This is a genomic window from Nonomuraea sp. WAC 01424, assembly GCF_003947315.1.
GTDB lineage: Bacteria > Actinomycetota > Actinomycetes > Streptosporangiales > Streptosporangiaceae > Nonomuraea > Nonomuraea spiralis.
Genome location: NZ_QHHZ01000007.1, coordinates 258,733 through 271,302 on the forward strand (window position 1 = coordinate 258,733; position 12,570 = coordinate 271,302).

General features: G+C 69.6%; 12 protein-coding genes. 8 read left to right on the forward strand and 4 right to left on the reverse strand.

Annotated elements, in window-relative coordinates; all coding sequences use genetic code 11:
• Positions 1 to 55: 55 nt before the first annotated feature.
• Entirely contained in the window at positions 56 to 535 is a 480-nt protein-coding gene (locus DMB42_RS21035) for an Lrp/AsnC family transcriptional regulator (RefSeq protein WP_125636672.1), read from the forward strand.
• A gap of 218 nt (positions 536 to 753) precedes the next feature.
• On the forward strand, positions 754 to 2,802 hold the full coding sequence (locus tag DMB42_RS21040; RefSeq protein ID WP_260477825.1) for a transglycosylase domain-containing protein: 2,049 nt from the start codon (positions 754 to 756) through the stop codon (positions 2,800 to 2,802).
• 20 nt (positions 2,803 to 2,822) lie between these two features.
• On the opposite strand, the gene DMB42_RS21045 is transcribed toward DMB42_RS21040, so the two are convergent.
• On the reverse strand, positions 2,823 to 4,781 hold the full coding sequence (locus DMB42_RS21045; RefSeq protein WP_185844777.1) for a thioredoxin domain-containing protein: 1,959 nt from the start codon (positions 4,779 to 4,781) through the stop codon (positions 2,823 to 2,825).
• A 96-nt stretch (positions 4,782 to 4,877) separates the two neighbouring features.
• On the opposite strand from DMB42_RS21045, the gene DMB42_RS21050 reads away from it, so the two are divergent.
• Positions 4,878 to 6,029: a hypothetical protein gene (locus DMB42_RS21050; RefSeq protein ID WP_260477826.1), complete on the forward strand. Its 1,152-nt coding sequence runs from the start codon at positions 4,878 to 4,880 to the stop codon at positions 6,027 to 6,029.
• Here DMB42_RS21050 and DMB42_RS21055 read toward each other — a convergent pair.
• The 3 genes from DMB42_RS21055 to mca are packed head-to-tail and all read right to left on the reverse strand — an operon-like array spanning position 6,015 to position 7,389.
• On the reverse strand, positions 6,015 to 6,308 hold the full coding sequence (locus DMB42_RS21055; protein ID WP_125636674.1) for a GNAT family N-acetyltransferase: 294 nt from the start codon (positions 6,306 to 6,308) through the stop codon (positions 6,015 to 6,017). The genes DMB42_RS21050 and DMB42_RS21055 overlap by 15 nt on opposite strands.
• Positions 6,309 to 6,470, reverse strand: coding sequence for a hypothetical protein (locus DMB42_RS53320; protein WP_185844778.1), 162 nt, complete (start codon positions 6,468 to 6,470; stop codon positions 6,309 to 6,311). It abuts the gene before it with no gap.
• A 34-nt stretch (positions 6,471 to 6,504) separates the two neighbouring features.
• Positions 6,505 to 7,389 carry a mycothiol conjugate amidase Mca gene (mca, locus tag DMB42_RS21060; RefSeq protein ID WP_125636675.1) on the reverse strand — a complete coding sequence of 295 codons (885 nt, stop codon included), beginning with the start codon at positions 7,387 to 7,389 and terminating at the stop codon, positions 6,505 to 6,507.
• Positions 7,390 to 7,536: 147 nt separating this feature from the next.
• Here mca and DMB42_RS21065 point away from each other — a divergent pair, with 147 nt between their 5' ends.
• The 5 genes from DMB42_RS21065 (at position 7,537) to DMB42_RS21085 (ending at position 12,449) form a co-directional block, all read left to right on the forward strand.
• Positions 7,537 to 7,956, forward strand: coding sequence for a DUF4307 domain-containing protein (locus DMB42_RS21065; RefSeq protein WP_125636676.1), 420 nt, complete (start codon positions 7,537 to 7,539; stop codon positions 7,954 to 7,956).
• 108 nt (positions 7,957 to 8,064) lie between these two features.
• Positions 8,065 to 8,565: a transcription elongation factor GreA gene (gene greA, locus DMB42_RS21070; protein WP_125636677.1), complete on the forward strand. Its 501-nt coding sequence runs from the start codon at positions 8,065 to 8,067 to the stop codon at positions 8,563 to 8,565.
• Between the two features lie 134 nt (positions 8,566 to 8,699).
• Complete coding sequence (locus DMB42_RS21075; protein WP_260477827.1) at positions 8,700 to 9,815, forward strand: C40 family peptidase; 1,116 nt, start codon at positions 8,700 to 8,702, stop codon at positions 9,813 to 9,815.
• Positions 9,816 to 9,883: 68 nt separating this feature from the next.
• Entirely contained in the window at positions 9,884 to 10,405 is a 522-nt protein-coding gene (locus DMB42_RS21080; RefSeq protein WP_125636679.1) for a hypothetical protein, read from the forward strand.
• A gap of 250 nt (positions 10,406 to 10,655) precedes the next feature.
• Positions 10,656 to 12,449, forward strand: coding sequence for a phosphoenolpyruvate carboxykinase (GTP) (locus tag DMB42_RS21085; RefSeq protein ID WP_125636680.1), 1,794 nt, complete (start codon positions 10,656 to 10,658; stop codon positions 12,447 to 12,449).
• The last annotated feature ends 121 nt before the right edge of the window (positions 12,450 to 12,570 follow it).

A 12,570-nucleotide genomic window follows, 5' to 3' on the forward strand; every position in this document is an offset into this window, starting at 1 on the left:
ATGAGTGCACAATCTGCCTACCCTCACAGGGGCAGAGTCGGAGAATCTGTACAGCATGACGATCGATGAACTGGACGCCCGGCTGATCTCACTCCTGACCGCCGAGCCCCGGCTGGGCGTGCTCGAATGCTCCCGCCGCCTGGGCGTCGCCCGCGGGACCGTCCAGGCCAGGCTCGACCGGCTGGTCGCCAGGGGTGTGATCACGGGGTTCGGGCCCGACGTGTCGCCCGTGGCGCTCGGCTACGACGTGACGGCGTTCGTCACCATGGAGATCAGGCAGGTCTCCGGGCACGACCCCGTCGCCCACCGGCTGGCCCACATCCCCGAGGTGCTGGAGGTGCACACCATCACCGGCGGCGCGGACCTGCTCTGCCGGGTGGTCGCGCGGACCAATGCCGATCTGCAAAGGGTCATCGACCAGATCGTGGAGGTTCAGGGGGTGCTCAGGACTTCTTCGATCATCGCGCTCGACACGCCCGTTCCTTACCGAGTGCTGCCATTGGTCGCCGATGTTCCGCGCCGCGGCGGTCGCTAGACGTACCATCGCTAAGGGACGAGGCACCGTTATCGATCGTTTACCCTTGACATTCGCCCAGCTCGCGGGGGTTGGGCGAGGGTGTCTGAAGAGGGGGTTCTCGGATGCGGGGCGGTGGTGGAAAGGGCATGCGAAAACGGCGCGTACTCCGAATTCTGTTGATCTCTTTCGGCGCCGGAATCGTGGTGCTCGCCGGGCTTTTCGCCATTGCTTGGGCGATGACTCCTATTCCCGACAGCACCCAGAAATCGGCCACCGCCGAGGGTTCGGTGATCTATTACCGCGACGGCAAGACCGTGCTCGCCAGGCAGGGCGTCGACCGCAGGAACGTCGAGCTGGCCAAGGTGCCCAAGCACGTACGCGACGCGGTCATCGCCGCCGAGAACCGCTCGTTCTACAACGACGGCGGCGTCTCGCTCAAGGGCACCGCGCGGGCCGTCTGGTCCACCCTCACGGGGCAGCAGCTCCAGGGCGGCTCGACGATCACCCAGCAGCTCGTGCGCAACTACTACAGCGGCCTCAGCCAGGAACGCTCGGTCACCCGCAAGTTCAAAGAGATCCTCATCGCCATGAAGGTCGACCAGTCCAAGTCGAAGGACTGGGTCCTGGAGCAGTACCTCAACACGATCTACTTCGGCCGCGGCGCCAACGGCGTCCAGTCGGCCGCCCGCGCCTACTTCGGCAAGGACGTGGACAAACTCACCGTCGCAGAGGGCGCCTACCTGGCGGCGGTCATCCAGCAGCCCAGCCGCTTCGCCGACCCCGAGGGCGCCGATCTGGCTGCGGCCCGCTACCGCTGGCAGGGCGTGATCAACGCCATGGGCCAGACGGGCGCGCTGTCGCGCCAGCAGGCGGCCGCCGAGCGTTTCCCGGTGCTCAAGGCGCCCAAGAAGCCGTTCGTGCTCAAGGGTCAGGGCCAGTACATGCTCGACCAGGTCACCGCCGAGCTCAACCGGCGCGGCTACTCCGACGAGGCCATCAACGGCGGCGGCCTGAAGATCGTCACGACGTTCGACAAGAAGCTCATGGCGGCGGCCGAGCAGGCCGTCAAGGACGTCGTCCCGGCCTCGACGCCGAAGAAGGTGCGCACCGGGCTGGCCGCCGTCGACCCGGCCAACGGCGAGGTCGTCGCCTTCTACGGCGGCCGCCACGACCAGGTCGGCGACTACGACAACGCGTTCTCGGCCAAGCGGATGGCGGGGTCGACGTTCAAGCCGTACACGCTGGCCGCCGCGCTCGACAACGGCTTCGACCTGTCCACCAGGGTCGACGGCAACTCGCCGCTGCGCGTGGCCTCCGCCGACAAGCCCATCCCCAACGACAGCGGCCGTTCCTACGGTCAGATCAACCTGGTCAGCGCCACCCAGAACTCCGTCAACACCGCCTTCGTCGACCTCGGCCAGAAGGTCGGCCTGGACAAGGTCGCGGCCGTCGCCGAGGCCGCGGGCATCCCCAAGGAGCAGGTGCAGGGGCAGCAGGCGTACGCGACCTTCCCGCTCGGCGTGTCCTCGGTCAGCGCCGTCCAGAACGCCTCGGGGTTCTCCACCTTCGCCAACAAGGGCGTGCACATGGAGGCCCACGTGGTCAGGTCGGTGACCGACGGCAAGGGCGAGAAGAAGACCGTCAAGCCCGTCGCCACGAAGGTCGTGGGGGAGCAGGCCGCCGCCGAGGCGGCGTACGCGATGCAGCAGGTCGTCAAGTACGGCACCGGCACCGCCGCCCGCCTCTACGACCGCCCGGTCGCCGGCAAGACCGGCACCACCGACGACTCCAAGAACGTCTGGTTCAACGGTTTCGTCCCGCAGCTCGCCGTCGCCGTGAACATGTTCCGCAGCGACGACAAGACCGTCACCATCCCCGGTTACGGCACGCAGTTCGGCGGCCAGCTCCCGGCGCAGGTCTGGCGGGCGTTCATGACCGAGGCGATGGCGGGCGAGCCCGTCGAGGAGTTCCCCGAGCCGTCCCAGTACGGCTACGAGTCCTCCTACTCGCCTCCCGACCGCAACCGTGACGTGCCGGACGACCGCCCGTACACGCCGCCGGCCGACCAGGGCGAGTGGGGCACCCCCGACCCGGGCCGCAGCGAGGCGCCCTTCGGCGACCAGCCCACGACCGACGCCCCCACCGACGACGGCTTCGGCGGCGACAACCGCGGCAACCGGCAGGACGAACGCCCCCAGGACGCCCCCACGACGGCCCCCGACCAGCCTTCAGGGCTCCCTGACGAGAGCCGCGACACCCAGGGCCGCCCCTCCGGCACAGGCTGAACCGCGCCCGGGGCCTCTCATCAGGCCCCGGCCGCCAGTTCGGCGCGGAGCGCGTCGACCGTGGTGACCGGCAGGCGGCAGGTGAAGCCCCTGCACACGTAGGCGGCCGGCGCGTCCCCGATCGGCCCGCGGCCTTCGAGCAGCGCCGGGAAGGTCTGACCGGCCTCGCCGGGCGCGACCACCAGCCCCGGCACGTCGGCCAGCAGCGCCTCCCGGTGGAGGGCGGCCGTACGCGGGTCGGCCGGGCTGCCGACGACCGCCACCTCCACGGGCCCGTCGAGCGCCGCGCGGGCCACGGCCAGCCCCCACCCGGCGAACCTGGCATGCCCCTCGGCCAGCACCGACACCGTGCCCAGCGCGGCCGAGGCGGCCTCGCGGTACCGGGCCGCGCCGGTCAGCGCGCCGTAGGAGAGCAGGGCCCCGGCGGCCGCGTACTGGCCGGAGGGCGTGGCGTTGTCGGTGGGGTCCTGCGGACGCTGGAACAGCCGTTCGGCGTCGTCAGCGGTGTCGTAGAAGCCGCCGGAGCCGTCGGAGAAGCGGTCGAGCACGGCGTCGAGCAGCGTGCCGGCCAGCCGGAGCCACTTCGTCGTGCCGGTCACGCCGTAGAGGGAGATCAGCCCCTCGGCCAGGTTGGCGTAGTCGTCGAGCACGCCCGCGTTGGCGCCCGCCCGCCCGTCGCGCGAGGTGCGCAGCAACCAGCCGTCGGCCATGTGGGTGGTCGCCAGCAGCTCGGCCGCGCCGACGGCGGCCTCGACCAGGTCGGGCCGCTCGAACAGCACGCCGGCCTCCGCGAGCGCCGCGATGGCCAGGCCGTTCCAGGAGGCCACGACCTTGTCGTCGCGGCCGGGCCGCACCCGCAGCTCCCTGGCCGCCAGCAGCCTGCCGCGCACGCCGGCGTAGCGTACGGGGTCCTCGGGGTCGCGCGGGAGCTGCAGGACCGACGTGCCGTGCTCGAACGTGCCGGTGACCTCGAAGAGCCCGGCGGCCCAGCGCCCGTCGTCGTCGCCGAGCACCTCGCGCAGCTCCTCGGGCGTCCAGACGTAGAACTTGCCCTCCACTCCCTCGCTGTCGGCGTCGAGGGCCGAGGCGAAGCCGCCCTCGGGCGTACGCAGCTCGCGCAGCATCCAGCCGGCCGTCTCCAGCGCCACCCGCCGGGCCAGGTCGCCCCCGCCGGCCTTCCACCAGTGGGTGTAGACCCGCAGCAGCAGGGCGTTGTCGTAGAGCATCTTCTCGAAGTGCGGGACCACCCAGCCGGAGTCGACGCTGTAACGCGCGAAACCGCCGCCGAGCTGGTCGTAGATGCCGCCGCGGGCCATGGCCTCAAGGGTCTTGCCGCTCATCTCGCGCTCGCCCGAGCGCAGCAGGAACTCCAGCACCATCGACGGCGGGAACTTCGGCGCGCCGCCGAACCCGCCCGCGACGTCGTCGAACGACTCCCGCAGGTTGGCGACGGCCCGCTCCAGCGTCTCGGCCCCGGGCGTGGCGCCGCGCGGGAACGTGGTGCCCTGGTTGAGCGCCTCGACCACCTTGGCCCCCTGCCGCAACACGGACTCCCGGTCGCCGGTCCACACCCGGTGGATCTCGGCCAGCAGGCGCCGGAAGTGGGGACGCGGGAAGTAGGTGCCGCAGTAGAACGGATGGCCCTCGGGCGTGGCGAACACCGTCATCGGCCAGCCGCCCTGCTGGGTCATGGCCTGGGTGGCGGTCATGTAGACGGCGTCGACGTCGGGGCGTTCCTCGCGGTCGACCTTGACGTTGACGAAGTGCTCGTTCATCACGGCGGCCGTCTCGGCGTCCTCGAAGCTCTCGTGCGCCATCACGTGGCACCAGTGGCACGCCGAATAGCCCACGCTGATCAGCAGCGGCACGTCCCTGCGGCGGGCCTCGGCGAACGCCTCCTCGCCCCATGGATGCCAGTCCACGGGATTGGCCGCGTGCTGCAGCAGGTAAGGACTCGTGGCGTCGTTCAACCGGTTCATCAGGACCTCCCCAGGATCACCCTAGCCGCGCTCCCGTACGCCGGCGGGCCGCCCCCATGGCTGACTCCGGCGGCGGGTACGGCGTAGGTTACGGGCGTGGACATCGACTACGTCTGCGCCCACGCGGGCCGCCCGGCGACCGCCGTCACGCGCAGGGACGTGGCACGCGCGCTGCTCGCCGTGCCCTCGGGCGTGGCGCTGGTGGCGCTGCCCGACCTGCGCCGGGCCATGATGTCGGCGGGCAACCCGCTCTCCCTGCCGTTCTGGGACTCCGCCAAGGCCACGCTCGGCTCCATCGAGGCGGGCCTGGCCACCGTCGGCGACGTGCAACGCTGGGTCGAGTCCACCGGCACCGAGCCGATCCTCATGACGCCCAGCTACTTCGTCTGGCCCGAGGAGGACGAGCGCGGTCCCGTCGCGGCCGAGATGTTCGACCACATGGTGGCCTTCCTGGAGGAGCGCGTCAGGGCGGGCGAGATCGACCCCGACGCGCTGGCGCGGGGCGAGCACGCCGCCCGCCGGGCGTACGAGGAGCTTCAGGAGCACTGGCTGGCCACGCCGCTGCCCGACGGCCGGGTGCCCGGCTTCGCGGTCAGCGACGAGCAGGACGAGGAGCTGTTCGCCGCGCTCGACGAGGAGGAGGCGTTCGCGCTGTCGGAGTTGCGGCGCATCGTCGGCGACCTGCCCAAGGCGCCCGATCTGCCCGTGGTCGAGCTGGAGCTGGCCGCCGCGCGCCTGCGCGGGCTGCTGGACCTGCCCGGCTACCCCGCGAACGTGTTGCGGGCCTGCGCCGGGTTCGACGAGCGGCCGGTGCCCGACGACGACATGGAGTTGTGGCTGACGGTGGCGGCGGGCGTGGCAGGGCCGGTCTCCGACCTCTCGGAGGAGGGCGACGCGCCGGAGGAGTTCGCCGACCTGGAGAGGGAGCTGAGCCACGAGGACACCGCGCTGGCCAACCTCTGTGCCATCCAGCACGCCGACTGGCTGGCCGCGGTGGCGGCGCTGGCCCGGCTGGGGCCCGGGGTGCTGGCCTCGCCCGAACGTGTCGCCAGGCTCATCGCCGAGTCGGACGACATCGACACCGACGAGCAGGACGACGACGACCTGGACGCCACCGAGGGCCTGTTCGCCTCGGTGGTGAGCCTGTGGTCCTACCTGGGCATCGTGGACGCCGGAGAGGTGCTCACCGCGCTGGGCTGGTGGGGCCTGCCCAAGGCGCTGGAGCGGGCCTGGTCACCCCGCGGCTGAGGAGTCGGTGAACTCCCTGAACTCGGGGTGACGCTCGATGTAGCGGGCCACGTAGGGGCACAGCGGCACGATGCGCAGCCCGGTGTCGATGCTCGCGCGCAACGCGAACTCGACCAGCCTGCCGGCCAGCCCCTGCCCCTCGTAGGCGGGCAGCACCTCGGTGTGGGTGAAGACGATCTTGGTGGGCAGCAGGCGGTAGTCGGCGAACCCGGCGACCTTGCCGTCGACGAGCACCTCGAAGCGGCATTCCGTCGAGTTGTCGACCACTTCGATCGGCATCTATCCGGCCTTCTTGTCCACGTCGCCCTCGTGCGGAACCTGGATCTTCGAGATCTGCTTGTTCATCGACTTGATCAGGATGTACAAGGCCAGCCCGATGAGGGCGACGACGGTGAAGCCGAGCAGACCCGGACTGATGTCACCAGCTACGAGAACTGTCACACCTTCAGTCTGCCACCCGGATGGGATGGTCCGGTCAGTGGCAGGCGGGTGAGACGTCCTCGGCGTGGATGCCGGCGAACAGGTCGTCCTCGGGCGCCTCGGTGTCGACCAGCGAGCGAGCCAGGTGGTAGTCCTCCGTCGGCCAGATCTCCTGCTGCAGCTCGCGCGGGCAGACGAACCAGAAGCCGTCGGGGTCGACCTGGGTGGCGTGCGCGAGCAGCGCCTCGTCGCGGATCTGGAAGTACTCGCCGCACGGCACCCGCGTGGTCACCGGCCACTTGGCGGGCCGGTCCTCCCACCGCGCGATCCAGTCGGAGTACGGGGAGCCGAGCCCGCGCTCGGTCATGGCCTCGTGCAGCGCCTCGAAGCGCTCCTTGGTGAAGCCCATCTGGTAGTAGAGCTTCAGCGGCTGCCAGGGGTCGCCGGCGCCCGGGTAGCGGTCGGGGTCGCCGGCCGCCTCGAACGCCTCGACCGAGACCCTGTTGGTCATGATGTGGTCGGGGTGCGGGTAGCCGCCGTCGTCGTCGTACGTGATGATCACGTGCGGACGGAACTCGCGCACGGCGGCCACCAGCGGGGCCGAGGCGTCCTCAAGCTTCTGCAGGGCGAAGCAGCCCTCGGGCAGCTCCTCCTCCTCGCTCTCCGGCAGGCCGGAGTCGACAAAGCCCATGAAACGCTGCTGGACCCCGAGGATCTCGCGGGCCCGCTCCATCTCGGCCTTGCGCACCTCGCCGATGTTCGCCACGACCTCGGGCCGGTCCATCTTCGGGTTGAGCACCGAACCGCGCTCACCGCCCGTGAGGGTACAGACCAGAACTTCCACGCCTTCGCGTACGTAACGCGCCATCGTGGCGGCGCCCTTGCTCGACTCGTCGTCGGGGTGGGCATGGACTGCCATCAACCTCAGGGGTGCACTCACGGGCGCGTTCTCCTCACAGGGTCTCCTCGGTGGAGGACCGGTCACTCGTCCAGAGAGGTTAGTTTCTGCTGGGCGGTCGCGAGGGCACGCCCCCCGCGGGCGACAATTGTCTCGGATAACGCTCAGGGAGTGCAGGGAGATTCCGCCATGGTCACCGAAGATGTCGGGAACGGACCCGTTCTCGGCACACCCGACGACTTCCCCGACCGTCCGAAGAGAGGCGGCCGACTGGTCGTGCATGTCGTGATCGGCGTGCTGGTGGCCATCGTCGCAGGTGGATGGGGCTACGTGATGTGGTCGATGACCGCGGGCGGCTCGGAGGCCCCGTCGCAGGTCGTCGCGTTCAACGTCGACGCGCCCGGACGCGCGGAGATCACGTTCGAGGTGTACAAGCCCGACGATAGAGTGGCCGTCTGCCGGATCAGGGCACTGGACGTCTACCACGCGGAAGTCGGTAGCAAGGAAGTAAGAATCCCGGCTGGTGAGGGTAGTAAGCAGCTCAAGGAGAGCCTGGACACCAGTGGTCAGGCCACTTCCGTCCACATCCAGTACTGCAATCTCGTATAGTGAGACATTTGGGGAAGCGTCCGGTCGGTTGAGTTGTTAGCCTTTCGCAATTCAACCATCCGCATCCTCAACTGATCTCAGGGCCCCCTAGGCAAGCAAGGAGAACCCGTGGCCGACTCTCGCGATGAGAACGTCACATGGCTGACGCAGGAGGCGTACGACCGCCTGAAGGCGGAGTACGAATATCTCTCTGGCCCCGGGCGCGTCGACATCGCCAAGAAGATCGAAGCCGCCCGTGAAGAGGGCGACCTGAAGGAGAACGGCGGCTACCACGCCGCCAAGGACGAGCAGGGCAAGATGGAGGCCCGGATCTTCCACCTCCGCCAGATCATCGACAACGCCAAGGTGGGCGAGGCCCCGAAGGCCGAGGGCGTGGTCGGCCCCGGCATGACCGTGACGATCCGGTTCGTCGGCGACGACGACGAGGTCACCTTCCTGCTCGCCTCCCGCGAGGAGAGCGGAGCTCCGATCGACGTCTACTCGCCCAAGTCGCCGCTCGGCTCGGCGATCAACGGCAAGAAGATCGGTGAGAAGGCGACGTACTCGATGCCCAACGGCCGCCAGAACACCGTCGAGATCCTTGAGGCTGTGCCGTACATCGGCAACTGACCCCCGCAGATCCTGACCGCCGGGCCCACGTCGGCCCGGCGGCGTTTTCGCGTTCGCCCGGAATCGCGCAGGATCTTGGCTTCCTGGTGAAGACGCGGAAACGGCGAGACTTATCCAGGCTCATCCCGTTCATCGTGGTGACGCTCGTGGCGGTGCTGACCACCGACGTGCTGGTGCTGGTCCAGACGGGGGAGCAGGCGCCGCCGGCCGACGTGGTGCGGGCGCGGCCGGTGCCGGAGCAGACACTCCTGGCGCAGGCCCGTACCGCCCAGCCGGTGTCGCCGCTCGGCAAGTTGCACAAACCCAACCTCTTCGTGCTCACGCGCAAGCCGTTCACGGAGGAGTTGCTGCGGAAGGTCGCCAAGCTGCGCGGTGTGCGGGCGCTTGAGCTGGCCGACGCGGCCTCGATCTCGCTCGACGGCAAACGGGTGCAGACGCTCGCGGTCAACCCCTCCACCTTCCGGTCCTACACCCCCAAGGTGACCGCCTCCTCCGACGCCCTGTGGCAGAACGTGGCCTCCGGTGACGTGGCGGTCTCGTTCGTGCTGGGCAACGACGGCGGGCTCGCGCTGCACAGCCGTGTGAGCGGACCGGCCGGACCGCTGCGCATCGGCGCGTACGCGACCACCGGGTTCGGCGCGGTCGACGCGGTCGTGTCCAAGGAGACCGGGCGCAGGCTGCGCCTCCCGCGCGACAACGCGCTCATCGTCAGCGCCCCGAGCACCAACTCCGACGCGTTGCGCCGGGCCATCCTCGCCGCGATGCCCAAGGGCACGCAGGTGGCCACCGTCAACCCCGTCCAGCCGCGCGCCCAGACCGCCAACCCCCAGAAGTGGCCGTCCGGGTCGTTCATGACCGTGGAGCAGCTCACGGCGGCGCTGAAGGCCGCGGTGTCCAAGCTGGGCCGCCCGTACGTGTGGGGGGCCGAGGGGCCCGACACGTTCGACTGCTCGGGGCTGGTGCAGTGGGCGTACGCGCAGGCGGGCGTACGGATGCCGCGGGTGACGCACCAGCAGTGGGTGGCCGGGCCGCAGGTGCCGCTGGCCCAGGCGCAACCCGGCGATCTGATCTTCTGGCGCAACGACCCGACGAATCCGGCCTACATCTCGCATGTGGCGATCTATTGGGGCGACGGCAAGGTGTTGCAGGCACCCCGTACCGGTGACGTCGTCAAGATCTCCCCGCTGAACACCCGGAACCTGGCCGGCGTCGTCCGGGTCAGCCCGGTCGTGGCCGCCCGCGTCCGCTGAGGCAACCCCTGAGCAGAATCCGCGGTTCGGCTCGTGCATTTCGTCCGCAACTGTGTAATCGTGATTACATGTCAACAGATGAAGTGACCGCGCAGGTCCGGGGCTGGTTCACCGGCCGGCTCCCCGAGGGCTGGTTCGTCGAGACCCCCGAGATCGTCCGGGACCGCGAGGAGATCGCGGTGCTCGGCAAGCTGCGCGCCCCGCCCGCCGACACCCCCGAGGCCGAGCGCGCCGCCCTGATCGAGGGACTGGCCCGTAGGTTCAGGGAGGAGACGCGGGAGCGGCGCATCGAGATCGCGCGCGAGGCCGAGCGCCGCTTCCGCCAGAAGGTCTCCTGGGGCGTGCGGTGCGGGGGTGAGACTGTGATGTTCACCACACTGTCCGTGCCCGTGATGACGCGACTGCGCCAGTCGGAGCGTCAGGTGCTCGACACGCTCGTGGCCGCGGGGGTGGCGAGGAGTCGCAGCGACGCGCTCGCCTGGTGCGTACGCCTGGTCGGCAAGAACACCGACACCTGGCTGGCCGAGCTGCGCGACGCGCTCCAGCATGTGGACAGGGTGCGCAGCGCGGGCCCCGACGTCAATTCATGAGAAGACCGGGCGGAAACGGCTCCGGGAATTGGACTAAACCACTTCGGTAATTGGTTTAGACCACGGGAATTGGCCTGGACCACTGGCCGGAAATCCTTCTTTTAAATCCCGGAGACTTGGGTAGGCTCCCCGGATCGTCAGGGCCGCTGCCTGCGGCGACGGTCGCGCCAATAGGTCTATGCCAATTGGCTTTCATGCGCCTTCGTCGTCAATGATGTTTGGGCCCTGAGAGAGTGGAGGAGTCACAGTCGTGTCCGTTTCCGTGGAAGTGCCCGCGCCGACGAGCAATCGCGAATTGGTCGCGTGGGTGAACGAGATCGCAGCCCTGACCCAGCCCGACCGGATCGAGTGGTGCGACGGTTCGGAGGAGGAGTGGACGCGCCTGACCAACCTCCTCGTGGAGCAGGGCACGCTCACCCGGCTCGCCGCCCGCCCCAACAGCTTCTACGCCAAGTCCGATCCCAGCGACGTGGCCCGGGTGGAGGACCGTACCTACATCTGCTCCGAGCGCGAGGAGGACGCGGGGCCCACCAACAACTGGATCGCTCCAGCGCGGATGCGCGAGACGTTCGGCGAGCTGTTCCAGGGCTGCATGCGCGGGCGCACGATGTACGTCGTCCCGTTCTGCATGGGCCCGCTCGGCGGCGAGATCTCGCAGCTCGGCGTCGAGATCACCGACTCCGCGTACGTCGCCGTGTCGATGCGGATCATGACCCGTATGGGCGACCGGGCCCTGCGCCTGATCGAGCAGCGGGGCGACTTCGTCAAGGCGGTCCACTCCGTCGGCGCGCCGCTGGAGCCGGGTCGTCCGGACGTGGCCTGGCCGTGCAGCTCGACCAAGTACATCAGCCACTTCCCGGAGACCCGCGAGATCTGGTCCTACGGCTCCGGCTACGGCGGCAACGCCCTGCTCGGCAAGAAGTGCTACGCGCTGCGCATCGCCAGCGTCATGGCCCGCGACGAGGGCTGGCTGGCCGAGCACATGCTCATCCTCAAGCTCACGCCGCCCGCCGGCGAGACCCGCTACGTGGCGGCCGCCTTCCCGAGCGCGTGCGGCAAGACGAACCTCGCCATGCTCCAGCCCACGATCCCGGGCTGGAAGGTCGAGACGATCGGCGACGACATCGCCTGGATGCGCTTCGGCGACGACGGCCGCCTGTACGCCATCAACCCCGAGGCCGGCTTCTTCGGAGTCGCGCCCGGCACCGGCGAGGTGACCAACGCCAACGCGATCAGGACCCTCTGGGGCAACAGCATCTTCACCAACGTCGCCCTGACCGACGACGGGGACGTGTGGTGGGAGGGGCTCACCGAGGAGCCCCCGGCGCACCTGACCGACTGGAAGGGCCGCTCCTGGACGCCCGACAGCGACGAGCCCGCCGCCCACCCGAACGCCCGCTTCACCACTCCCGCCTCCCAGTGCCCGACCATCGCACCGGAATGGCAGGACCCCAAGGGCGTGCCCATCTCGGCGATTCTCTTCGGTGGCCGCCGCGCCACCGCCGTGCCTCTGGTCACGGAGTCGCTGAGCTGGGAGCACGGCGTCTTTCTCGGAGCCAACGTCGCCTCCGAGAAGACCGCCGCGGCCGAGGGCAAGGTGGGCGAGCTGCGCTACGACCCGTTCGCCATGTTGCCGTTCTGCGGCTACAACATGGGCGACTACTTCGGGCACTGGCTCAAGGTCGGCCGGGTCAAGGGCGCCAAGCTGCCGCGCATCTACTACGTCAACTGGTTCAGGAAGAACGACGAGGGCGCGTTCATCTGGCCCGGCTTCGGTGAGAACAGCCGCGTGCTCAAGTGGATCGTCGACCGCCTCAACGGCGAGGGCAAGGCGATCCCCACGGCGATCGGCCTGCTGCCGGCCGAGCTCGACACCAAGGGCCTCGACCTGTCCGCCGAGGACCTGCGCACGCTGCTGTCGGTCGACCGCGACGTGTGGCGCGAGGAGGCGGCGCTGATCCCGGCCCACTTCGAGAAGTTCGGCGACCACCTGCCGAAGGAGTTGTGGGACGAGTACGACGCCCTGCTCGACCGGCTCGGCTGAGCGGGCGCCCGCGGTGCGGCGGTGCTGGCCGCCGCACCGCACGCGGGCGTCTTGGTCGCCCGGAACCTTTATGCCCGTCTTATACGTCTTCCCGGTACGCGGCCCGTCGGGCCGTACGAGG